A 22,964-nucleotide genomic window follows, 5' to 3' on the forward strand; every position below is an offset into this window, starting at 1 on the left:
ACCGGACAAGAGCAGGAGGAGACCGTGACGGGCGCGCCTCAACCGTCCCGTTCGCCCCACAGCCGTACCGTGTCCCCGACCCGCAGCGCGCGCCACAACCGTTCGGCGTCCCGGTAGCGGAGGTTCACACAGCCGTGGGAGCCCGGCTCCTCCCAGATCTCGCGGTAGCTCCCGTGCAAGGCCTGCCCGCCGCTGAAGAACTGGCTGAACGGCATCGGCCCGTCGTAGAGGTCCGACCACTGCTCCTCGACCCGTTGGTAGATCGCGAACCGACCGGTGCGGGTGGCGTACCCCGGCATGCCCGAGCGCACCGGTACCGGCCCGAACAGCACCCGGGTCCCGTCACGGACCCACAACACCTGGCGCGTCAGGTCCACGCACACCACCACCCCCGTCTCCTGGCCACACCCCACCAGGCTCGACGGCTGCGCCGCCGCCCGTTCGAACTGGATGATCCGCCAGGTCTCCACCCCCGCGTAACCGTCCGCGGCCGTCAACTCGTTGCGCACCTGGAGTTGCCGTATCGCCTCGCAGTCGTCCGCCGACTGGACCCCGTCCTCGGGCAGGGACAGATGGTCCTCCGCCGCCTCCTGGTACGGGCCGGTGCGCAGATCGCACTCCGCGCCCGGGGCGCGCGCCCCGGCGAGCCCCCGCGCGCCGGCCGGCGCACCCGGCTCCGCCGGAACCCCGGCGTCTTCCACGGCCGGGTCGCCCGCCCCTCCCGTGTTTCGGCGTCCCGAGCGCAACACCAGGGCCAGCAAGCCGGGTTGACCCTCCGTCACTTCCCGGAAACTCCCTTTGCGCGGGGGCCGGATCGGGTGGTTAATGTTGCTCACTCTCGACGACGGTGCCGCACCAAACAGGGGGAACGATGCAACCGGTAGAACCGCCCGCCCAGCCACCGGAGCCGCCACCACGGCCCTGGCACGTCCCGCCCGCTCCCGCCGCTCCGCCGCCCGATCCGACCGGGGGCACGGGCAGCCTGCCCACCGGTCTGACCGGCTCGCTCGACCTGAGGGTCAGCCAGCGCCTGCTCTGGGTCGGTGGCGCGGTCTACCCGCTCCACAACATCGCCCGCGTCTACACGTACACCCTCCACCCGCGGCGCAAGGAAGCGGTGGTCCGGTTCGTCCGGCGGGTCGGCCTCACGCTCGCGGTGACCACGGTGCTCAGCCTGCTCGGCATGCTGATCGAGATCCTGGGACGGGACGGGGGCGGCGGAACCTTCGTGTCGCTGGCGTGGGCCGTCGCCCTGGGCGTCCTGGTCTACGCCCTGGTCGACATGATCATGGTGTTGTCCTCGCCCACCCACTTCGTGCTGGGGATCGAGACCTCCGGACCGTCCACCGCCGTGATCGCCGGCCGGGACCACGCGCAACTGCGGCAGCTGGTGCTGGACATCTCCCACGCCATCGAGAACCCCTCGGAGGAGTTCCGGGCGCGGGTGGAGACGCTGGTGATCAACAGCCCCAGCAACTACTACTTCGGCGACAACGTGAACATGTACGGCGGCAACGGCAACGTGGGGATGGCGAACTCGTGAGCGGCGGCAACTACTACTTCGGCGACAACGTGAACATGCACGGAGGGGTGGGCAACCAGGGCATCGTCCACCAGTACGCCGGTCCGGCCCGGGCGTCCTCGCCCGCGCTGGAGGAGGCCGTCCAGGAACTGCTGGTGCTCCTGCGCGAGTTGCGCACCAACGTGCCCCCGCTGTCGGCCCGGTCGATCGACGAGTCCGTTCCGGTGCTGACCGGGGGCCCCGAGGTGCAGCCCGAGGAACGGCACCGCGCCCTGATGGCCATCACGGGGGTCGCGGCCACGGCGGGGGCGCTCGGCCAGCCGGTGGTGGAGCTGGTGCAGCAGATCATCGGGCTCCTGGGCGGCTGAGCCCACCGCGTCCGGATGGCCCGGGGCCGTCGCCCCGGGCCCTCCGGACGCGGCACCACGGACGCGTGCCCGCCCCCGGAGGGTTCGGCGGTGCCGGAACCGTCGTGGTGAGGGGCGCGAGCCGTTAGGTTGGGACCGGCCATGCGGGATCCCGTGAGAGATGAGAGGGTCTGACGGGTGAGCGAGACACCGCCGAACACCCTGCAATACCGCGTCGACGGTCCGGAGGACGCACCGGTCCTGGTGCTGGGGCCGTCCCTGGGCACCACCTGGCACATGTGGGACCGGCAGGTGCCGGAACTCTCCGGCCAGCTCCGGGTGCTCCGGTTCGACCTGCCCGGACACGGCGGCGCCCCCGCCAGACCCGCCCCCTCGGTCGGCGAACTGTCCGACCGGCTGCTGGCCCTGCTGGACCACCTGGGGGTGCAGCGCTTCGGCTACGCGGGCTGCGCGTACGCCGGCGCCATAGGGATCGACCTCGCCCTGCGCCACCCCCACCGGGTGGCCTCGCTGGCCCTGATCGCCTCGTCCCCCAGGTTCGGCACCGCGGACGAGTTCCGCCAACGCGGGGTGGTCGTGCGCACCAACGGGCTAGACCCGATCGCCCGGTCCTCCCCCGAACGCTGGTTCACCCCCGGCTTCGCCGCCGCCCAGCCGGCCATCACCGAGTGGGCCGTGCAGATGGTCCGCACCACCGACCCCGGTTGCTACATCGCCGCCTGCGAGGCGCTCGCCAACTTCGACGTGCGCGGTGCGCTCGGCCGGATCGGGGTGCCCACCCTGGTCCTGGTCGGCTCCGAGGACAAGGTCACCGGGCCGGCCGAGGCCCGCACCCTGGTCGCGGGGATCCCGGACGCCCGACTCGCGGTCGTCCCCGGCGCCTCGCACCTGGCGCCCGTGGAACAGCCCGCAGCCGTCACCGACCTGCTCGTGCGGCACTTCGCCACGCCGTGGGGCGGCTCCGTCGACTCCACCGGCCAGCACCGGCTGGTCCCGCCGGGCGCCGCCCCGGCCGTGATCCCCCCGCCGGCCACCGCCCCGGTCGCCGCCATAGCACCGGCCGCACAGCAGTCCGGCGGCTTCCGCCCCGGGGACCGCTACGACGTCGGCCTCAAGGTCCGCCGCGAAGTGCTGGGGGACGCCCACGTGGACCGGGTGCTCGCCGATGCCGACGAGTTCGCCGAGGACTTCCAGCGGTTCGTCACCCGCTACTCCTGGGGCGAGGTGTGGGACCGGCCGGGCTTGGACCGCCGGATGCGCAGCACCATCGCGCTCACCGCACTGGTGGCCGGGGGGCACACCGAGGAGATCGCCACCCACACCCGGGCCGCGCTCCGCAACGGGCTCACCCCGCGGGAGATCAAGGAGGTGCTCCTCCAGACCGCGGTCTACTGCGGGGTCCCCGCGGCCAACCGGGCCTTCCGGGTGGCCCAGCGGATCATCCAGGAGGAGACCACCCCCCAGTGACGCCGCGGTGGTGCCGGGCGGTGCCCGGCGCCACCGGCGCACGCACCGCCGCCCACGACGCGCACCGACCACCAGGACGGACCATGCGACTGACCAAGCAGACCCATTCCTGCGTCCGCCTGGAGCGGGACGGCCAGGTCCTGGTCATCGACCCGGGCGGGTTCACCGAGGCGGACGCCGTGGCCGGGGCCACCGCGATCCTGGTCACCCACGAGCACCCCGACCACTTCAGCGAGGAGCACCTCCGCGCCGCCCTGGACGCGAACCCGGCGGCCACCGTGTGGACGCTCCGCTCGGTGGCCGAGCGGTTGGCCGCCGCCCACCCGGGCCGCATCCGTACGGTGGGCCACGGCGACGCCTTCACGGCGGCCGGGTTCGACGTCGAGGTGCACGGCGAGTGGCACGCGGTCATCCACCCGGACATCCCCCGGGTCACCAACGTCGGGTTCCTCGTCGAGGGCGCCGGGAGCGGCGGGGGAGCGCTGTTCCACCCCGGGGACGCCCTGACCGTCCCGAACCGGCCGGTGGACACGCTGCTGCTGCCGGTGCAGGCCCCCTGGAACAAGATCTCCGAGGTCATCGACTACGTGCGGGAGGTGGCCCCGCGGCGCGCGTACGACATCCACGACGCCTTGCTCACCGAACGGGCGCGCCCCATCTACGACCGCCAGATCGGCGCCCTCGGCGGCACCGAGCACCTGCGCCTCGCCCCGGGCGAGACGATCGCGCGGTAGCCGTGCCCCGGGTCGAGGGGGCGGGCGCTGTCAGAGCCGCCCGGTAGGTTGGACGGCATGCGCATCGCCACCTGGAACGTGAACTCGATCACCGCACGGACCCCCCGGCTGCTGGCCTGGCTGGAGAGCACCGGCACGGACGTGCTGTGCCTCCAGGAGGCCAAGACCACCGAGGCCCAGTTCCCCGCCGAGCAGTTGCGGGAGCTGGGGTACGAGGCCGCGGTGCACGCCACCGGCCGGTGGAACGGGGTCGCGGTGATCTCCCGCGTCGGGCTGGCGGACGTGGTCAAGGGCCTGCCGGGCGATCCGGGGTACGAGGGGGTCCAGGAGCCCCGGGCGATCGCGGCGACCTGCGGACCGGTCCGGGTCTGGTCGGTGTACGTGCCCAACGGCCGGGAGGTCGACCACGCGCACTACGCGTACAAGATCCAGTGGTTCGAGGCGCTGAAGGCGGCCGTCGCGGGGGACGCCGCGGGCAGCCGTCCGTTCGCCGTGCTCGGCGACTACAACGTCGCCCCGACCGACGAGGACGTGTGGGACGTCGCGGCCTTCGACGGAGCCACCCACGTCACCCCCGCGGAGCGCGCCGCGCTGGCCGCCCTGCGCGGCACGGGACTCTCCGACGTGGTGCCGCGCCCCCTCAAGTACGACCACCCCTACACCTACTGGGACTACCGGCAGCTCGCCTTCCCGAAGAACCGGGGCATGCGCATCGACCTGGTCTACGGGAACGAGCCCTTCGCCAAGGCCGTCTCCGACGCCTATGTGGACCGGGAGGAGCGCAAGGGCAAGGGCGCCTCCGACCACGCCCCGGTCGTCGTGGACCTGGACGTCTGAGCCCGCGGGCACGGGCTCAGGATCCGAGGGTCCGCAGGTCCACGGCGTCGGTGAGGGCCACCAGCCCCGCGTCGCCCGGGTGCAGGTGGTCGCCGCTGTCGTAGCGGGGCAGCAGCCGCTCGGGCCGCTCCGGGTCCCGGAGCACCCGGTCGGCGTCGAGCACCGCGTCGACGTGCCCGGGCCGGGCGCGCAGCGCCGCGTTGACGGTCTGCCGCCGGGCGTCGACCTCGGGCGTGCACCGCTTCTCCCCGCCGCACGGCGCCAGTGTGGCGACCACCGTGCGCAGCCCGTGCGCCCGGGCCCGTTCGGTCACCCGCCGCAGGCCGTCGAGGACCTCCTCGGCCGTGGCCCCCCACCGCAGGTCGTTGACGCCCTGGAAGACCAGGAGGACACGGGGCGAGGTCTGGGCGAGCACGTCCCGGTCAAGGCGGTTGAGCACGCTGACGCCGGAGGACTCCGCCGACTCCCCGTCCCCGGGGTACCGGTCGGTGAGGATCCGGTTGGCGGAGATCGCCTGGTTGAGCACCCCGTACCGGGGCGTGCGGTGCTGTCGGTGCAGCCGGGCGGCCAACAGGTCGGTCCATCGGCGGTCGGTGTCCCGGGTCCGGGAGGACGCGTCCGTGATCGAGTCGCCGACCACGACCAACGAGCCCTCGCCCCCGGCCACGTCGACGCCGGTCAACAGCGGCCAGGACCGCAGGGTCGTCGGGTAGGCGCCGCCGCCGGTCTCCCGGGTCCGGTCCCCGGGCCCGCCGAGGTAGGAGGTGTGGGCCGCCTCCCGGTGCAGCGGGAGCGCACGCACGGTGCCGGGCAGGTGGAAGCTGACCAGGAGGTCGTCCCCGGCCGGCACGGCGAGGTCGACCGGGTCGCTGACGGCCCGGGCCCCGGCCGGCACCTCGGTCCCGGCGCGCCCGCCGAAGGTGACCGGCACCGGGCGGCCCAGGGCCTGTGCGCCGGCCCGCCGCCGTGCCACCGAGGCGGCCCCGATCCGCACCGGTTCCCGGGCGAAGGCGTTCTCGAACCGCAGCCGCACCCGGGGGCCGCCGGCGGTGGTCCGGGTCACCAGCCGTAGGGTGCGGTCGGTCCACGGACCCACCCGGGCGTAGGTGCCGGGCGCGGCGGACCAGGTGCCGGTCCAGCCGGTGGCGGCGGGCCGTACCGACAGCGCGAAGACGTGCAGGTCGGCGCCGGCCGGATCGCGGGGGAGGGTCACCGAGGAGACCGGTCGTCCGGTGCGCAGCGGCACGCTGACCGCGTACAGCAGGGCCCGCTCGGCGACCCGTCCCGAGGGCTTGTTGAGGTGGGGCAGGGCCACCGCCTTGGCGCCGAGCGGGCCCCGTCGCCAGTCGGGCGCCGTCAACGTGAACGCGGCGTGCCCGCCGTCGCGGTAGTGCACGGTGCCGGTCCCGGTGGCGTCACCGCGGGTGCCCGCGACGAGCAGCACGAGGGCTTCACCGCGACCCTCGACCCGCACGGACTGTCCGTTCGCCCGGACGTTGTCGTCACCGCTCGGGGTGGGGCGCGGCCAGGTGAGCTCGGCCCCGTCGAGGGCGACGGTCCGGCCGGGCGTCCAGCCGGCCGCGGCGAGGGCGCCGGCGGAGAGCGAGGCGCCGGAGCCGTCGAAGTCGGCGTACTGGGGGTGCGCGTCCTCGCTGACGCCCCGGTTGTCGAAGTGTCGGGCGAGGGGGAGCGGGGTGCCGTCCGCGGGCGTGCCCGGCGCCCCGGGCAGGGGTGCGGCGCCGGCCCGCGGAGGCACCGTACCGGCCGTCGCGGGGGTCATCGCCGCGGCGAGGGCGAGCAGCCCCGCCCCGGCCCGGGCGGCGAGGCGCCGGAGGGCGCCCGTCGTCCGCGGCATGGTCACTCCCTGGAGGACGGTGGGGCTGGCGAGATGGATGTTGCACGTGGTTCCGCAGACGCTAAGCAGCCCGTCCCGGCCCGTCAACGTGCGACGCGCCATCACCCGGTGCGCACGGCCCGGGCGGGCTGGCGCGCCTGGGGTGCGGCGGCTCCCACCGGTGACAGGCTGCGGGCATGAGGATTCCCTTCCTGCGCGCCTGGCGCGGACGTTCCCCCGACCGATCGGAGTCCGCTGTCGCGACCGCGTTCGAGGACGACCCCGAAGGGGTGATCGAACTGTTCGGGGAGTGCGACCTGTTGCGGGACCGGGCGGCCGGTGCCGGCCTGGAACTGGACGGTTCGGCCGCCTCCCTGGGCGGGCTCGACCAACTCCCGCCCCGCTGGCGCGACGACCCCGAAACGCTGCCCGGGCTCGGCAGCGACGCCGGCCTCTACCTCGGCACGGTCATCGTGCGGACCGTGCCCGGGGCGTCCTGGCGCGTGGGCCCGGACGGGGCGCCACGGGTGCGGCTCGCCTCCGGCCGGGAGATCGGCGTGGTGGCCGTGGGGACCGAGTGGGCCGCGAGCGGGGCGCCCGGACTCTCCCAGGTGTACGCGGAGGCCGCGGAAGGGTGAGGCGGCGATGCGGGCCCGCCCCTGGTGCGTCGCCGGGCCGGCCGCAAATACGGTTAATCCCTCACCGTGCGTGTCGTCTGTTAAGTCCCATATTGTCGTGGATAGTTTGCGCGAACCGAGACGCCGACAGTGGGCAGGGCAGGGCATGGCCGTCGATCCCTTGATCGAACTGCGTGATGTGAACAAGTACTACGGGACCTTGCACGTCCTCCAGGACGTCAACCTCACCGTCGGCAAGGGGGAGGTGGTCGTCGTCATCGGCCCGTCGGGTTCCGGCAAGTCCACCCTGTGCAGGACCGTCAACCGCCTGGAGACCATCCAGTCCGGGACGATCTTCCTGGACGGCCAGCCGCTGCCCGAGGAGGGCAAGGCCCTGGCCCGGCTGCGGGCCGAAGTCGGCATGGTCTTCCAGTCGTTCAACCTGTTCGCCCACAAGACCGTCCTCCAGAACGTCTCCCTCGCCCAGATCAAGGTCCGTCGCCGGGAGAAGGGCCGGGCCGCGGCCCGCTCCCGGGAACTCCTCGACCGGGTCGGCCTCGCCGACCAGGCCGACAAGTTCCCCGCCCAACTCTCCGGCGGACAACAACAGCGCGTCGCCATCGCCCGCGCCCTCGCCATGGATCCCAAGGCCCTGCTGTTCGACGAGCCGACCTCGGCCCTCGATCCGGAGATGATCAACGAGGTGCTGGAGGTCATGCGCCAACTCGCGCACGACGGCATGACGATGGTCGTCGTCACCCACGAGATGGGCTTCGCCCGCTCCGCGGCCAACCGGGTCGTCTTCATGGCCGACGGCCGCGTCGTCGAGGACCGCACCCCCGAGGAGTTCTTCACCCACCCGGAGAGCGAACGGGCCAAGGACTTCCTCTCCAAGATCCTCAAGCACTGAAGGGGGACCGATGCGCCGCACCCCGCCCGGGCCTCCCCGCCCCGCCCTCCGCAAGGCCGCCGCCCTCCTGCTGGCCGCGCTCGCCCTCCTCGGTTCCGCCTGCGGAAAGGAGGGCAGCCCGCCGGTGAAGGGGCCCGCCCCCGGCGCGCTACCGCACTACGCGGTCGCCACGGACTTCCGCCTCCCCGACTCGCCCACCTGGGAACGCGCCAAGCGCCGCGGCCACTTCACCGTGGGGGCCAAGGAGGACCAGCCCTACCTCGGTGAGAAGGACCCGGCGACCGGCGCCTACGCCGGCTTCGACATCGAGATCGCCCGCATGATGTCCGCCTCCCTGGGCCTGGACCCCGCGACGATCCGCTTCCGCACCATCGCCTCCGCCAACCGCGAGACCGCCCTCCAGAACGGCCAGATCGACTACTACGTCGGCACCTACACCATCAACGACAACCGGAAGAAGCTCGTCGGCTTCGCCGGCCCCTACTACCTCGCCGGCCAGGGACTCCTCGTCCGCACCGACGAGAACGACATCCACGGCCCCCAGGACCTCGCCGGCAAACGGGTCTGCTCCGCCGCCGGCTCCACCCCCTACCAGCGCATCCAGAAGGACTACCCGAAGGCCACGCTCGTCGCCTACGACACCTACTCGGTGTGCGTGGACAACCTCCTGACGTACCAGGTCGACGCCGTCACCACCGACGACGCCATCCTCATCGGATACGCGGCCAAGGTCCCCGAGGAGCTGAAGGTGGTCGGCAAGCCCTTCTCCCGGGAGCCGTACGGCATCGGCGTCCCCCGCGGCGACAACGCGCTGCGCTTCGCCCTTGACGACGCGCTCGCCGCCCGCGAGGAGGACGGCGACTGGAAGGCGGCGTACCAGGCGACCCTCGGCCTGTCCGGCGTCCCCGCCCCGGAGCCGCCCGCCATCGACCGCTACCCGGCGAGCTGAACGAGGCCCCGTGAACGTACTGATCGACAACTTCGACACCTATGCCGAGGGCTTCCTCGGCACCGTCGAACTCACCGTCTACGCGTCCCTGCTCGCCCTGGTGCTCGGCTTCGTCATGGCGTCCTTCCGGGTGGCGCCCATCGGCTCCCTGCGGGCCTTCGGCACCGCCTGGGTGACGGTGCTCCGCAACACCCCGCTGACCCTGCTGTTCTTCGCGGTGCTCCTGGGACTGCCCCGGTTCGGACTGGTCCTGCCCTTCGAGGTGTTCGCCGTCCTCGCCCTCGGCTGCTACACCTCCGCGTTCATCTGCGAGGCGCTGCGCTCCGGCATCAACACCGTCCCCAAGGGCCAGGGCGAAGCCGCCCGCAGCCTCGGCATGACCTTCGGGCAGACCCTCACCCTGGTGGTGCTGCCCCAGGCGTTCCGCTCGGTCATCCCCCCGGTCGGCTCCACCCTGATCGCCCTCGCCAAGAACTCCGCCATCGCCGGCGCCTTCAGCGTCACCGAACTGCTCGGCACCTACAAGACGCTCAGCGAGCTCGGCTACAACATCATCTGGACCTTCGTCTGGATCGCCGTCGGCTACCTCATCATCACGCTCACGATCAGTGCCCTGTTCCACCTGATGGAACAGCGCTGGGGGGTGGCCCGTTGAACGCCGCGCAGACCACGACCGCCACGACCTCCCCGACCGCGGGACCCGCCCCCGAGTCGACGGCGCTCTACGACGTCCCCGGGCCCAGGGCCCGGCGCCGCCACCGCACCTACGGCCTGATCGCCAGCGCGGTGCTGCTCGCCCTGCTGGGCTGGTTGCTCTACCTGCTCTTCGACACCGGGCAGTTCACCGCCACCAAGTGGGCGCCCTTCGAGTACAAGGGCATCCAGGAACTCCTGCTGAGGGGGCTCGGCAACACCCTCAGGGCGTTCGCCATGGCGGCGGTGCTCTCCCTGGCGCTCGGCGCGCTCCTCGCCACCGGCCGGCTCTCCGACCACGCCCCGGTGCGCTGGGCCGCCACCCTGGTGGTGGAGTTCTTCCGGGCGATGCCGGTGCTGGTGATGATCTTCTTCATCTTCGTGGCGCTGAAGGTGCAACCGTTCCCCGCCCTGGTCGCCGGACTCACCCTGTACAACGGCAGCGTCCTCGCCGAGGTCTTCCGCTCCGGGATCAACGCGGTGGAACGCGGCCAGGGCGAGGCCGCGTTCGCGCTCGGCATGCGCAAGACCCAGGTGATGTCGTACGTCCTGGTGCCCCAGGCCGCGCGGGCCATGCTGCCCGCGATCATCAGCCAGTTGGTGGTGGCCCTCAAGGACACCTCGTTGGGCTATCTGATCACCTATGAGGAGTTCCTCCACGCCGGGAAGCTGATCGCGTCGAACCTCGACTACGATCTGCCTTTCATCCCCGTCGTGATGGTGATCTCACCGATCTACATCGGGATGTGCATGTTGCTGTCGTGGTTCGCCCACTGGGTGGCCCGCCGCCAGCGCCGCAATCCCAGGACGGAGGCCGTCGACGTCGCACCGGCCGAACCAGGGACGCTGCTGCCGGGCGGAGGTCCGCCCGCAGCCCCGAGGCTGTAGGGGCAGCGGCACAACCGGGCCACGCCCGACCGGTGACGGCCGGAGATCACTGTCCGTCCGGGGTACGACACGCGCCGCGTGCCGTCCCCGGTCGGAAGAAGGTCAGCCGTGCGCCGTCGGGCCGCTCCGAGCGGGTCGGCCGGGTCGGGGGCCGGGGCGTTGCGACGCCCGGCCGCCACGGCCCCGTCGACCGGCTGCCGAGGCCGAACGGCCCCCCGGCGCGCGACCCGCGCCGGGGGGCCGTTCGGGTGCCCGGCGCACCCGCCCCTCAGTACTCCGCAGACCCCTCCGCCTCCCCGGGCGGCTTGCGCACCGTGCAGACCAAGGAGTCGTCCCGTACGTCGGCCACCACCGTGTCCCCGGGGTCGGCCTCCCCGCTCAGCAGCAGCGCGGCCAGCCGGTTGTCCAACTCGGTCTGGATCGTCCGGCGCAGCGGGCGGGCGCCGAACTCCGGCTTCGTCCCGTGCGCCACCAGCAGCCGCTTCGCCGCGTCCGTCACCTCCAGGTGCAGCCCCTGGGCCCGCACCCGGCGCTCGCTGCGGTCCAGCAACAGGTCCAGGATGCGCGTCAGGTCGCCCTCGCCCAGGCCGTGGAACACGATGATCTCGTCGATCCGGTTCAGGAACTCCGGGAGGAACCGGTCCCGCAGGTCGTCCATCAACTCGTCCTTGAGCTGCTGGCTCAACGCCCCGCTGCCGTCGTCCACCTCCCCGCGCCGGGCCAGGATGCGCTGGGCGCCGACGTTGCTGGTCATGATGACGACCGTGTGCCGGAAGTCGACCGTCCGGCCCCGCGCGTCCGTCAGCCGTCCGTCGTCCAGCACCTGGAGCAGGGCGTTGAACACGTCCCGGTGCGCCTTCTCGATCTCGTCGAAGAGCAGCACGGCGTACGGCTGACGGCGCACCTTCTCGGTCAACTGGCCGGCGTCCTCGTGGCCCACGTAGCCGGGCGGCGCACCCACCAGGCGGGAGACCGTGTGCCGTTCCTGGAACTCGCTCATGTCGAAGCGGGTCATTCGGTTCTCGTCCCCGAACAGCAGCTCCGCCAACGCCTTCGCCAGCTCCGTCTTGCCCACCCCGGTCGGACCGAGGAACAGGAACGATCCCACCGGCCGGTCCGGGTCGCCCATCCCCGCGCGGTTGCGGCGCACCGCCTCGGCGACCGCCACCACCGCCTCGTCCTGCCCCACCACCCGGGCGTGCAGGGCGTCCTCCAGCTTCAGCAGCTTCTCCTTCTCGCTCTCGGTGAGCTGGGAGACGGGGATGCCGGTCTGCCGGGACAGCACGTCCGCGACGTCGTCGGTGGTGACCCTCATGACGCCCTCGCGGCGCTCCGCCACCCCCGCGATCTCGTCCTCGACCGTCGCGATCTGCCGCTTGAGCTCCGAGGCCCGCTCGAAGTCCTCCGCCGCGATCGCCTGGTCCTTCTCGCGTTGCAGTCGGGCCATCCGGTCCTCCCGCTCCACCACCTCCGTGGAACGCCCCAGCGACCGCAGCCGGACCCGGGCGCCCGCCGTGTCCATCAGGTCGATCGCCTTGTCGGGCAGGAACCGGTCGGTGAGGTAGCGGTCGGAGAGCTCGGCGGCGGCCACCAGCGCCTCGTCGGTGAACCGGACCTGATGGTGCGCCTCGTAGGTGTCCCGCAGCCCCTGGAGGATCTCGACGGTCTCCGCCACGGTCGGCTCGGGCACGGTGACCGGCTGGAAGCGGCGCTCCAACGCCGCGTCCTTCTCGACGTGCTTGCGGTACTCGTCGATCGTCGTCGCCCCCACCACGTGCAGTTCCCCGCGGGCGAGGGCGGGCTTGAGGATGTTCCCCGCGTCCATCGCCCCCTCGCCGCCCGAGCCGGCCCCCACCACCGTGTGCAGTTCGTCGATGAACAGCACCGTCGACTCCGAGGCCGCCCGCACCTCGTCGATCACGTTCTTGAGCCGCTCCTCGAACTCGCCCCGGTACTTGGAGCCGGCGACCAGACCCGACAGGTCCAGCGCCACCACCCGGCGGTCCTTGAGGGTGCCCGGGACCTCTCCGGCGACGATCCGCTGCGCCAGCCCCTCCACGATCGCCGTCTTCCCGACCCCCGGGTCACCGATCAGCACCGGGTTGTTCTTGGTGCGCCGGGAGAGCACCTCCACCGTCTGCTCGATCTCCTCGGCACGACCCACCACCGGGTCCAGCCGACCCGCCCGCGCCTGCGCGGTCAGGTCCCGCCCGTACTGGTCCAGCGTCGGGGTGGCGCTCTCCGGTTCCGGCGCGGGACCGCGCCGGGCCGGGGCGTCTGCGGCCCGGCGCAGCCTGCCGGCGTCCGGCACGTGGTGCGCGAGGGCCTGCGCGGCGCCGGAGTCCCGGTCCTCCAGCAGCGCCCCCAGGACGTGCTCGGGACCGATGTACGAGGAGCCCGCGGCCTGTGAGCGGGTGTGCGCGCTGATCAGCACCCGTTTGGCGGCCGGGGTGAGGCCCGGTTCGGCCGAGGCCGCGGCCGACTCGCCGGGCAGCGCCTCGGAGACCTCCCGCCCCAGGGCGTCCGGATCGGCGCCCGCCGCCTCGATCAGGGACCGGGTGGGCTCCGTCCGGGTGGCGGCCCACAGCAGGTGCTGGGTGTCCAGGTCCGGGCTGCCGTCCTTCTCGGCCCGTGCCGAAGCGGTGGCCAGCAGCTCCCGCGCCGAGTCGCTGAGCAGCCGCCCGATCGGCACCCGCTGGACGGCCGGGGGAGCGGTGCCCGGGGACATCCCGAAGAAGCGGTTCAGGAGGTCGGAGAAGGGGTCCGGGCCGCCGAGCGACCCGAAGGAGGACAGCGACATGGCACGCTCCGAGGACGTCCGTAGGGGAACACACCCACACAAACACCCCCCGACACGCCCCGCAATCGGGCTCCGTGACGCGCCGTGCCCCCGCCCCGCGACCGGCCGGTCGCGGGGCGGGGGCACGGGCCACCGGTGGACGGGCGTCAGCGCAGGGCGCTCCGCTGCTGCCACTCGGCCCAGGACAGGTTCCACTGGCCGTACCCGTTGCCCGGGGCCGGGGCGCCCTTGTGGCCCTCGCCGGAGACCTCGAAGGGGTCGCCGGGGCGGACCTTGCCGTACAGCCAGGCCGCGTTCTCCGTGCTCAGGCCGAGGCAGCCGGAGCTGCGGTTGGCGTTGCCGAAGTGGGCCGCGTTCCACGGGGCCGCGTGCGCGTACATCCCGGACCAGGTCAGCCGCATCGAGTAGTCGACCATCTTGTCGTACGCGTTGCCGAGCCCCACGGTCTCGGAGTTCATCCGGATGGTGCCCTCCTTGGCCATCAGCACCGTGGTGCCGCCCCAGGAGCGCTTCTTGCCGCCCGGCGTCCCCGCCGACATCGGCAGGCTCCGCACCACCTTGCCGTCCACCTCCAACCGCAGCTGCTTGGTGTTGAGGTCGGCCTTGACGACCTGCGCCGCGCCGATGGTGAAGGAGGTGTCGTAGTCGCGGACGAAGAAACCGCCCGCGGGACCCGAGTCGACGCCGTTGAGGTCCGCGCGCAGGCGCACCGTGGTCCCGGGACGCCAGTACTCCTTCGGGCGCCAGTCGATGCGGTCCTTGCCGTCGTAGTGCTCGATCCAGCCCCAGGACCCGACCGTGTCGTTGGAGGTGGTGACCTTCAACGCCCGCTCCACGGCCGCCTTGTCCTTCACCGGGTGGTCGAAGGTGATGGAGAGCGGCTGGCCGATGCCCACGGTGGTGCCCTTGCCGGGGGCCAGCGTCAGCTTGTTGACCTTCTCCGCGGCGACGGTGGTGAAGGCCGCCGAGGCGGTGCCGCCGTCCTTGGCGGTGGCCCGCACCCGGTAGGCGGTGCCGGGCGCGGCCGGTCGTTCGGAGGTCCAGCTCCGGCCGTCCGCGGAGACCTTGCCGGTCAGCGCGGCGCCCTTGGCCGCCGTCACCTTCACCCCGTCGAGTTCGCCCTCGGCGAGCCGCACCGTCACGGGCTTGCCCGCGGCGGCCCGCTCGCCCTTGAGGTTCACGGATATCTCGGCCCGGGCGGGGCCGGCCGCGGTGGACCCGCCGCCCTTGCCGTCGCCGGAGCCACCGGAGGAGCAGGCGCTGAGCAGGACGGCGCAGCAGGCGGCGCCCGCGCCGAGGGTCAGGAGCCGCCCACGACGGCCCCGGGCGGACAACGCGCCGGTCGGCACGTGTGAGCGCGGTGCGGGCGTGAGCGGTGAGCTGGACATGGGTCTCGTACCTCCGTGCGATTCGGAATCGATCGGAGAGAGCGCGTGCGCGGCCGGAAGGTTCCCCTCCGTTCGCCCCGGAGCGCCGTTGTCACAGAACCGGGACATACGGGCCCCACCGGGACGAGAACCACGCCCCTGTGGCCCCTCCCGCCCCGTCCACCACTCACCCGCTCTGGACGAACGGACCGTCGTCATCCCGGGCACCGGCGCTCTCGACACCGTCGTACCCTCCCTGGCCCGCTCGCTCGTGGCCGTCCACGAACAGCGGGCCGGGCCCCTGGACATCCAGCTCAACACCCTGCGGGAGGCGCGCCCTCTCTGCCCGGTCCTGACGTCGACGCCCCGGCGTCGGCGTCAGGACCGTCGCCGTCCTGCTGGTCACCGTCGGCGACGGCACCACTGTGAACCCCCCTCTCCCAAGCCGCGGCTGCATGAACCAGCCCGCAGGCAGGTCGATTCAGGTCAACGCCTTGTGCCGTCCGCCCATGCCGAGATGGCGGCGGCAGCCCGCCGGACGGCGTCCTCCTGGTCCCAGGCGAGGCTCGCGCAGGCCGCTGCGACGTCCGGCACGTCGTCCGGTCCCACGAGCGCGTCATGCACCCCGGTCTCCAGCCAGTCAGCCTGGTTGTCGTCAGCCCCGGCAACCGCAAGAGCAATGAGCCTCATGGCCGCCACTGTCCCCGTCCGGGCCAGGGCCTCTGCCGTCTGCCGGGTCACCGCCGTGTCCTCGACGTCCAACAGCAGCCCCACCAGCACTTCCGCCGCCTCGGGAACATCAGCGAAGGAAGCAAGCTCGCGCCCGGCACGAACACGTTGCGTCCACGAGGGCGACGATGCCTCAGCCAAGGCCGCCTCCGACCCACTCGTCATCTCTGGCACGACCGGACGGCCTCATGCTCCACGAAGAGGATCGAACGCCGGGCCGAAGCTGCCCACACGCCTGACGAAGGACGTAGCGGCACCCCCGACTCCGCCCACGCCGCCGGCCGGTGCCTCGACCGTCGACCGCCGGGTGCACCCGTGGGTGGTGGCGGCGGGGCGAGGCACCTGCGGCATCGAGCGCTCGGGACGGTCACGCCACGGCACGCGTACGGGTCCGCGGGACGACGACGAGGCCGCTGCTGCGGCGCGCCGGCGTCAGGACACGTCGACGCGCACGGGGTCACCGAGGAGCCCGTCGGTGTAGGTGACGTAGTCCGCCGTGAAGGTCCCCTTGCCGGTGACGGCGCCGGAGACCTTCTCCCCGGGCGCCAGGTCCACGGTGTCGATCTGGTTCTCGTCCACGCCGAGTTCCGCGGTGTGCTTGGTGCCGTTGCTGTCGGTGATGGCGAAGTAGAGGGGGTTGACGCTGATCGTGTCCTTGCTGTTGTTGCTGATGGTGACGAGGACACTGGTGTACGCGGTGCCGTCCGCGAGGAAGCCCTTGGCGAAGGAGGTCTTCTTCGCCGTGAGCTTCACGGCCGGCTCCTCGGCGGGCTTCGGCTTCTCCGCCTTCTCCGGGGCCTTGTCGCCTCCGGCTGCCGGAGCCGGCTTGTCGTCGCGCTTCTCCTCGGCGACCGTGGCCTTGTCACCGGCTCCGTCCGAGGTGTCGCCGCCGAGGGCCGCGCCGATGGCCCCGATGAGGACGAGCAGGACGACGATGCCGAGGCACCCGAATCCGATGATCTTCCCCGTGTTGCTCTTCTTCGGCGGCATGGGCGCGGGGGCCTGGAAACCGGGCGGGGGCGGAGGGTAGCCGTAGCCCGGCTGGTGGGGCGCGCCCCAACCGGGTTGCTGCGCGGGGTGGCCGGGCTGCGGTTGGTGCGGCTGCTGCGGCGGGTACTGCTGGTTCATGTGAGGCAGGGTGCCGATCGTCGGGCGGGCGGGTCCGGCGGGGAGGAGCGGCTCGCACGGGACCTCCCGACGAGCAGCGAGCCGCGCCGGCGCTCCGGTGGCACGGGTGGAGCCGCCCTGCTCCCTCAGGAGGCCCGGTGCGAGGTCCGCGGGGCCGGGGTGGGGACGGGTTCCTGGGCGACGCGGGTGACGTCCGCGACGAGTTCGACCACATCGGGCCCGTACGCCTGGGAATTCACCACCTTCAGCAGCAGCACCAGGGAGTCGGTGCCGTGCTTGCGGGCCAACCGTTCGTGGTGGCGGGCCAGGTAGCGGGTGGCCGCCTGGTTGGTGATGGCGCGTTGGCCGCAGAACAGGAACACCGGGCGGGCCTTGCGGTCCTGTCCGGCGGTCAGCCGCGCCAACAGGACGTACTCGGTCCGGCCGGTCTCCAGGCGGTACCGCTCGCTGCCCACCTGGAAGGCGCCGCGGTCCGGGCCGCCGTCCGGGTCGGCGTTGACCCGCACCCCGGGCAACAGGCTCGCCATGTGGGCGGCCATCCGACGACTGACCGTGGGATTGCCCACCACGAACTCGGTCCGCTCCCCGAACCCCTGGGGCGCCGTGTCGTGCGCGACCACCTGGGCGTGCGCCCCGCACTCCTGGACCAGGGCGGCGAGTTCGAGCAGTGCCGACATGTCGAAGCGGTTGACGGACAGGTCCGCCCCGCCCGGGTCCCGGCTGACCACCAGCAGCGACTCCGCATGCTCGGGCAACCCGAAGAACGCCTGCTTGCGGCGGAGCCTGCGCCGTGACAACTGGGTGCGGACGGTCCAGCCGAGCGCGGTGCCGCCGGCGGCGGCGACCGTCCCGAGGACGAGGAGGGGGAGGACGTCGGTCATGGGCGGGCATGCTAGCGGCCCCCCGTACGGGGGTTCGAGAGGGGGCCGTTCGGCTGGTTCGTGCGGGACCGTGGCGCGAACCCGTCCTGCCCGCGCGATGGTGGCGAAGTTACGCTGCGCGGACGTCTGTTGACCGGAGGCATGCATGCGCCGTTACGTCACCCGGAACCTGTTGTCGCTGGCCGTCGCCGTCACCGGTGCCGTCGGTGTCGGCGCGGCGGCCCCGCCCGCCCCCGCGACCGGGGGCGCTCCGCCGGGGGTGCCGGTGAAGGCGCCGGTGGCCGTCGGGCACGGCGGGGCCGTCGCCAGCGTCGACGCGGACGCCTCCGCGGCCGGGATCGAGGTGCTGCGCAAGGGCGGCAACGCGGTGGACGCGGCCGTCGCCACCGCTGCGGCCCTCGGGGTCACCGAACCGTACTCGGCGGGCATCGGGGGCGGCGGCTACTTCGTGTACTACGACGCCGCCTCGCGCACCGTGCGCACGATCGACGGCCGGGAGACCGCGCCCCGTTCGGCGGACGCCGGGCTGTTCCTGGAGGGCGGCAAGCCGGTCCCGTTCGCCGAGGCGGTCACCAGCGGGCTGGCGGTCGGGGTGCCCGGGACGCCGGCCACCTGGCGCGCCGCCCTGGACGCCTGGGGCAGCCGCAGCCTCGCCACCCTGTTGCGGCCCGCCGAGCGGCTGGCCCGCGAGGGCTTCACCGTCGACACCACGTTCCGCGCCCAGACCGCGGACAACGAGGCGCGGTTCCGCGACTTCCCCGCCACCGCCGAACTCTTCCTGCCGAACGGCGAACTGCCGGTGGTCGGCTCCACCCTCACCAACCCCGATCTGGCCCGCACCTACGCGCAGTTGGCGCGCCGGGGCGTCGACGCGCTGTACCGGGGCCCGATCGCCGAGGACATCGTCCGCACGGTGCAGGCTCCGCCGGTGGACCCGGCGGCGGCCCGGGTGGTGCGGCCCGGCGATCTGACGGCCCGGGACCTGCGGACGTACCGGACGAAGTTCCAGCAGCCGACCCGCACCGCGTACCGGGGGCTGGACGTCTACTCGATGGCCCCCTCCTCCTCCGGGGGGACGACGGTGGGGGAGGCCCTCAACATCCTGGAGGGCACGGACCTGTCGAAGAAGTCCGAAGCGGCGTACCTGCACCGGTTCATCGAGGCCAGCCGGATCGCGTTCGCGGACCGCGGCCGTTGGGTCGGCGACCCGGCCTTCGAGGACGTGCCCCGGCGCGAACTGCTCTCGCAGCGGTACGCCGACTCCCGGGCCTGCCTGATCAGGGACGACGCGGTGCTGCGCAGCCCGCTGGCCCCGGGGAACCCCCGACGGCCGGTGCCGTGCGCCGCGGGTGACCGGGCGGCTCCGACCACCTACGAGGGGGAGAGCACCACCCACCTCACGACCGCGGACAAGTGGGGCAACGTCGTCTCCTACACCTTGACCATCGAACAGACCGGCGGGAGCGCGATCACCGTTCCCGGGCGCGGCTTCCTGCTGAACAACGAGCTGACCGACTTCTCGTTCACGCCCGCCGACCCGGCCGTGCACGACCCCAACCTGCCCGGCCCGGGCAAGCGCCCGCGCTCCTCGATGTCCCCGACGATCGTCCTGGACGGGGCGGACCGTCCGGTGCTGGCGCTCGGTTCGCCGGGCGGGGCGACGATCATCACCACCGTCCTCCAGACCCTGACCGGGGTGGTGGACCGGAAGCTGCCGTTGGTCGACGCGATCGCGGCGCCCCGCGCCAGCCAGCGCAACCAGGCCACCACCGAGCTGGAACCGGGACTGTGGGACGGCGCGGTGCGCCCCGAGCTGGAGGCCGTCGGACACGCCTTCCGGCGGAATCCGGAGATCGGCGCGGCGACCGGGGTGCAGCGCCTCCCGGACGGCCGGTGGCTCGCCGCCGCCGAGCGCGAGCGCCGGGGCGGGGGGTCGGCCATGGTGGTCCGGCCGGCCGGGTAGCCGTCATGGCAGCGTGAGCACCCGGGGGCCGTCGTCGGTGATCGCCACCGTGTGCTCGGCGTGGGCGGCCCGGCTGCCGTCGGTGGTGCACAGGGTCCAGCCGTCGGCGGCGGTGAGGTAGTCGTCACCGCCGCCGGCGATCACCATGGGCTCGATCGCGAGCACCATGCCGTGTCGCAGGCGCACCCCGCGCCCGGGGCGGCCCTCGTTGGGCACCGAGGGGTCCTCGTGCATCCGGCGGCCGATGCCGTGGCCCCCGAAGCCGTGCGGGATGCCGTAGCCGGCGCCGCGGCAGACGGCGCCGATGGCGTGGGCGACGTCCCCGATGCGGTTGCCGACCACGGCCGCGTCGATGCCGGCCGCGAGGGCGCGTTCGGCGGTCTCGACGAGGGCGAGGTCAGCCGGGCGGGGGGTGCCCACGGTGAAGCTGACGGCCGCGTCGCCGGCCCAGCCGTGGAGGAGTGCGCCGAAGTCGGCCGAGACCAGGTCCCCGTCCCGCAACGGCAGGTCGGTGGGGATGCCGTGCACGATCGCGTTGTTCACCGAGACGCACAGCACCGCGGGGAAGGGCACCGGCGCGAACGAGGGGCGGTAGCCGAGGAACGGGGAGGTGGCCCCCGCCTCGTCCAGCACCGCCCGGGCCACCGCGTCGAGGTCCCGGGGCGTCACGCCGGGCCGGGCCGCCTTCCGCACTGCGGCCAGGGCCCGTCCCACCACGCGTCCGGGGGCCCGCATCGCGTCCATGGACGCATCGGTCTTGAGCTCAATCATGCCAATTACTATACCGGTATTAGAATGGTGCCATGGTGCGAACCCCCTTGACCCCCGAAGAGCGCGAGCGCGGCGAGCGGCTCGGTCGCCTGCTGCGCGAGGCGCGTGGTGCGCGCAGCATGGCGGAGGTGGCCGCGCAGGCCGGCATCTCCGCCGAGACCCTGCGCAAGATCGAGACCGGGCGGGCCCCCACCCCCGCCCTCTTCACGGTGGCCGCGCTGGCGCGGGTGCTCGGGCTCTCGCTGGACGAACTGGTGTCGCGCTGCGCCCTGGTGCCCGTGTGAGGTGCCGGTGTGACCGGCGTTGCCGAGGGGGCGCGTGGGGTCGGCCGGGCTGAGGGTGCTCTTCCGACCGGATGCGCCGTACGGTTCGGCCGTTGCGCGGGCGTCCGTGCGGTCGACGGGAACCTTGGCCTGGGCGTCCTTCTCGTCGGTCCGGCGCTCCGGGTAGCCGGTGATCCCTCGGTGGTCGTAGTCCGACTGCGTTCAATGGTGTGGGTGCGGATTCGTGCCGGGCGTGTTTTGGGTGCGTGATCCGTGGTGCGGGAGCGCTCCCTCCCCCGGACGGGGTGGGGTGGGTCGTCCGCTCTGTGATGCTTCGTCGGGAGTTTCTTCCCCGAGGCGAAAACCGCGTGTAGTCATGCTGTAACACCGTGGGTGTTGGCTACCGGGCTGACGCCGGACAGTGACCGCACTGCTAGCGGACCGGGGGATTCCCGTCCGACACGGGGGTGGGTTTCGATGACCTTGCATCAACTCCCGGAACATGTAAGGGAGTTCGCGGCATACTTGAGGGACCTGTTGGCGCGTGTTGACCAGCGCGCCGGCTGGTGTGGGGTGTTCTGGCAGCGCGATCCCGAGGGGATGCGGGCCTGTATGGAGGGGCGGGAGATGCCGCCCTGGGACGTGGTGGAGGCGTTGCTCCAGGACGTAGGAGCGAACCTGGGGGCGCGGGTGGCCCGACTGGAGACCGCCCGCGCCCGCACCCTGCACGCCGCCGCCCTGGCCGCGTTCGACGCGCGCCCCGGCGGGCGCGACATCCTGGGCCGACGGCTGGACGTCATGCTCGGGGAACAGCGGTACGCCGCCGAACGGCGGCTGGAACTGAGTCGTCTACTGGACGCCGCGACCCACCCCGAGGAGGCCGAGGGGTACCGCCGCGACCTGGCGTGGGCGCAGGACGACCACGAGCGGGCGACCGCCCGGTGCGGGGAACTGCGGGCCCGTATGCTCGCGTTCGACCGACTGGCGACGCCGAACGGGCGGCTCACGCCGACCGGCCGGAGCGAGGGCCGGCCCCGCCCCGCGGTCCGACCCGCGCCCGTCGCCCCACCGGGGCGACCGGACCCCTCGGTCGCCCACCGCGGGGACCGGGAGGAGCCCGCGGAACAGGGCGGCGGGACCACCGGGTCCGGCCCCGCTGCCCTGCCCCCGCACCCCCAGGTGTCCCGTCCCGCCCGTTCGTACCGCTCCGGGCCCGACGGCGAACGCACCACCGACCCGGACTCCGGGCGCCAACCCGTCTCCCGTCGGCCGCCCGCCCCGAACCCGTACGCCCTCGGCACGCCGGGGGGGACCCCGCACTACGACCCCCGGGGCCATGCCGCACCGGCTCCGGGCGGCCCCTACGGGGCGGATTCCCCCCGGCACGGCGCGCCCCCGCCCCCCGTCGCCCCGCCACCCGCCCCGCCCGCGGACGCCGCACCCCGGCCGACGGCGCCGCCGCCCGCTCCCGTCCCCGCGCCCACCCGGGCGCGGCACCCCGCGGCGCCCGAGGCGCCCGATCCCCCCACCGGCCGCCGTGGCCTGCTGCGCGCCGGCCGCCGACTGCGCGGCGCCCGCTACGGGGTGGCGGGCGACTCCGAGTCCACCGGCGGCACGGCGGTGCCGCCCAGCGGCGGCACCGCACCGCGGGGCGCCCGGTTCGCCGGCACGGAACCCGGGCCGGAGGCCGTCGACGGGGACGAGGCCGGCCGGGACACCGCCGCCGCCGTCGCCGCCCTGGTCCGCCTGCGCGCCGAGGGGCGCGGCGGCGAGGCGCACGGAGTGCTGGTGGAGGCCGCCGCCGGCCCCGCCGACCGCTTCCCGCTGCTCGCCGTGGAACTGCACCGGGCCGGGCTGGCCGCCGACTGGGCCACCCTGCTCTGGGAAGCGGCCTGCCTGCCCGTGGAGCGGCTCGTCGCGGTCGCCGACGCGCTGGCCGTCGCCGGCCGCACCGATGACGCCGCACTGGTGCTGCGCCAGGGGGTGGGCCGTCCACCGGCCGAGATCGGGGAGGTGATCACCGACCTGGTGGTGGAGGGGCGGCGCCGTGAGGTGCGCGCGCTGGCCGAGGTGTACCTGCGGGTCCGCACCGCGGAGGAGGTCGCCCGGTGCGCCGGGACCGACCCGGGGCGTCTGGTGCCGCTGTTCCTGGAAGCCGCCGACCGGGTCTCCGAGCAGCGGCGCCGGGACCTCGTCCACGCCCTGCGGGTGGCGGGGCTCCACACCTGAGGCCCACCGAGCCG

General features: G+C 73.5%; 21 protein-coding genes and 1 pseudogene. 14 read left to right on the forward strand and 8 right to left on the reverse strand.

The genetic code is table 11. The features are described 5' to 3' along the window. Positions 1–38: 38 nt before the first annotated feature. Positions 39–782 carry a L,D-transpeptidase gene (locus tag ACSMX9_RS25415; RefSeq protein ID WP_445397300.1) on the reverse strand — a complete coding sequence of 248 codons (744 nt, stop codon included), beginning with the start codon at positions 780–782 and terminating at the stop codon, positions 39–41. A gap of 89 nt (positions 783–871) precedes the next feature. Between ACSMX9_RS25415 and ACSMX9_RS25420 the strand changes: the two genes are divergently transcribed. From ACSMX9_RS25420 to ACSMX9_RS25440, 5 genes are all read left to right on the forward strand, one after another. Beyond that, positions 872–1,543, forward strand: coding sequence for a DUF6232 family protein (locus tag ACSMX9_RS25420; protein ID WP_445397302.1), 672 nt, complete (start codon positions 872–874; stop codon positions 1,541–1,543). Continuing rightward, positions 1,540–1,890 (forward strand): hypothetical protein, encoded by a 351-nt coding sequence (locus ACSMX9_RS25425; protein WP_445397304.1) that lies wholly within the window; start codon positions 1,540–1,542, stop codon positions 1,888–1,890. Before ACSMX9_RS25420 ends, ACSMX9_RS25425 begins: the two co-directional genes overlap by 4 nt. Before the next feature lie 177 nt (positions 1,891–2,067). Further along, complete coding sequence (gene pcaDC, locus ACSMX9_RS25430) at positions 2,068–3,357, forward strand: bifunctional 3-oxoadipate enol-lactonase/4-carboxymuconolactone decarboxylase PcaDC (protein WP_445397306.1); 1,290 nt, start codon at positions 2,068–2,070, stop codon at positions 3,355–3,357. A gap of 83 nt (positions 3,358–3,440) precedes the next feature. Further along, entirely contained in the window at positions 3,441–4,091 is a 651-nt protein-coding gene (locus tag ACSMX9_RS25435) for an MBL fold metallo-hydrolase (RefSeq protein WP_445397308.1), read from the forward strand. A gap of 57 nt (positions 4,092–4,148) precedes the next feature. Next, positions 4,149–4,928, forward strand: coding sequence for an exodeoxyribonuclease III (locus ACSMX9_RS25440; protein WP_445397310.1), 780 nt, complete (start codon positions 4,149–4,151; stop codon positions 4,926–4,928). Positions 4,929–4,944: 16 nt separating this feature from the next. On the opposite strand, the gene ACSMX9_RS25445 is transcribed toward ACSMX9_RS25440, so the two are convergent. Further along, positions 4,945–6,708, reverse strand: a complete 1,764-nt coding sequence (locus ACSMX9_RS25445) for a GDSL-type esterase/lipase family protein (RefSeq protein WP_445403097.1) — start codon at positions 6,706–6,708, stop codon at positions 4,945–4,947. A gap of 251 nt (positions 6,709–6,959) precedes the next feature. Here ACSMX9_RS25445 and ACSMX9_RS25450 point away from each other — a divergent pair, with 251 nt between their 5' ends. From ACSMX9_RS25450 to ACSMX9_RS25470, 5 genes are all read left to right on the forward strand, one after another. Beyond that, positions 6,960–7,400: a DUF6278 family protein gene (locus tag ACSMX9_RS25450; protein WP_445397312.1), complete on the forward strand. Its 441-nt coding sequence runs from the start codon at positions 6,960–6,962 to the stop codon at positions 7,398–7,400. A 145-nt stretch (positions 7,401–7,545) separates the two neighbouring features. After that, the gene (locus tag ACSMX9_RS25455) at positions 7,546–8,289 is read left to right on the forward strand and encodes an amino acid ABC transporter ATP-binding protein (RefSeq protein WP_445397314.1); all 744 of its coding nucleotides are present in this window, start codon (positions 7,546–7,548) and stop codon (positions 8,287–8,289) included. Positions 8,290–8,299: 10 nt separating this feature from the next. Further along, positions 8,300–9,238, forward strand: a complete 939-nt coding sequence (locus tag ACSMX9_RS25460; RefSeq protein WP_445397316.1) for a glutamate ABC transporter substrate-binding protein — start codon at positions 8,300–8,302, stop codon at positions 9,236–9,238. 10 nt (positions 9,239–9,248) lie between these two features. Beyond that, the gene (locus ACSMX9_RS25465; RefSeq protein WP_351246830.1) at positions 9,249–9,893 is read left to right on the forward strand and encodes an amino acid ABC transporter permease; all 645 of its coding nucleotides are present in this window, start codon (positions 9,249–9,251) and stop codon (positions 9,891–9,893) included. Further along, entirely contained in the window at positions 9,890–10,819 is a 930-nt protein-coding gene (locus tag ACSMX9_RS25470; RefSeq protein ID WP_445397318.1) for an amino acid ABC transporter permease, read from the forward strand. Before ACSMX9_RS25465 ends, ACSMX9_RS25470 begins: the two co-directional genes overlap by 4 nt. A gap of 268 nt (positions 10,820–11,087) precedes the next feature. On the opposite strand, the gene ACSMX9_RS25475 is transcribed toward ACSMX9_RS25470, so the two are convergent. Both ACSMX9_RS25475 and ACSMX9_RS25480 read right to left on the reverse strand, forming a co-directional pair. After that, the gene (locus ACSMX9_RS25475; RefSeq protein ID WP_445397320.1) at positions 11,088–13,619 is read right to left on the reverse strand and encodes an ATP-dependent Clp protease ATP-binding subunit; all 2,532 of its coding nucleotides are present in this window, start codon (positions 13,617–13,619) and stop codon (positions 11,088–11,090) included. Positions 13,620–13,765: 146 nt separating this feature from the next. Continuing rightward, a complete protein-coding gene (locus tag ACSMX9_RS25480; protein WP_445397322.1) occupies positions 13,766–15,007 on the reverse strand; it encodes a L,D-transpeptidase in 1,242 nt (413 codons plus the stop codon). Positions 15,008–15,179: 172 nt separating this feature from the next. On the opposite strand from ACSMX9_RS25480, the pseudogene ACSMX9_RS25485 reads away from it, so the two are divergent. Then, a pseudogene (locus tag ACSMX9_RS25485) lies at positions 15,180–15,411 on the forward strand (IS110 family transposase); the annotation flags it as partial. A 61-nt stretch (positions 15,412–15,472) separates the two neighbouring features. Here the strand turns inward: ACSMX9_RS25485 and ACSMX9_RS25490 are convergent. The 3 genes from ACSMX9_RS25490 to ACSMX9_RS25500 all read right to left on the reverse strand — a co-directional run bounded on the left by ACSMX9_RS25490 (position 15,473) and on the right by ACSMX9_RS25500 (position 17,724). Continuing rightward, entirely contained in the window at positions 15,473–15,856 is a 384-nt protein-coding gene (locus tag ACSMX9_RS25490; protein WP_445397324.1) for a HEAT repeat domain-containing protein, read from the reverse strand. Between the two features lie 291 nt (positions 15,857–16,147). Further along, positions 16,148–16,843: a DUF4352 domain-containing protein gene (locus tag ACSMX9_RS25495; protein ID WP_445397326.1), complete on the reverse strand. Its 696-nt coding sequence runs from the start codon at positions 16,841–16,843 to the stop codon at positions 16,148–16,150. A 125-nt stretch (positions 16,844–16,968) separates the two neighbouring features. Continuing rightward, complete coding sequence (locus tag ACSMX9_RS25500; RefSeq protein WP_445397328.1) at positions 16,969–17,724, reverse strand: hypothetical protein; 756 nt, start codon at positions 17,722–17,724, stop codon at positions 16,969–16,971. A 145-nt stretch (positions 17,725–17,869) separates the two neighbouring features. On the opposite strand from ACSMX9_RS25500, the gene ggt reads away from it, so the two are divergent. Beyond that, positions 17,870–19,687 (forward strand): gamma-glutamyltransferase, encoded by a 1,818-nt coding sequence (gene ggt / locus ACSMX9_RS25505; protein WP_445397330.1) that lies wholly within the window; start codon positions 17,870–17,872, stop codon positions 19,685–19,687. Between the two features lie 3 nt (positions 19,688–19,690). Here ggt and map read toward each other — a convergent pair whose 3' ends face one another. Beyond that, positions 19,691–20,458: a type I methionyl aminopeptidase gene (map, locus tag ACSMX9_RS25510; RefSeq protein WP_445397332.1), complete on the reverse strand. Its 768-nt coding sequence runs from the start codon at positions 20,456–20,458 to the stop codon at positions 19,691–19,693. A 32-nt stretch (positions 20,459–20,490) separates the two neighbouring features. Here map and ACSMX9_RS25515 point away from each other — a divergent pair, with 32 nt between their 5' ends. Next, entirely contained in the window at positions 20,491–20,742 is a 252-nt protein-coding gene (locus ACSMX9_RS25515) for a helix-turn-helix domain-containing protein (protein ID WP_351246814.1), read from the forward strand. A 516-nt stretch (positions 20,743–21,258) separates the two neighbouring features. Continuing rightward, positions 21,259–22,950 carry a hypothetical protein gene (locus ACSMX9_RS25520; protein WP_445397334.1) on the forward strand — a complete coding sequence of 564 codons (1,692 nt, stop codon included), beginning with the start codon at positions 21,259–21,261 and terminating at the stop codon, positions 22,948–22,950. Positions 22,951–22,964: the final 14 nt, after the last annotated feature.

The sequence above is a fragment of the Streptomyces sp. LE64 genome, from assembly GCF_052606915.1.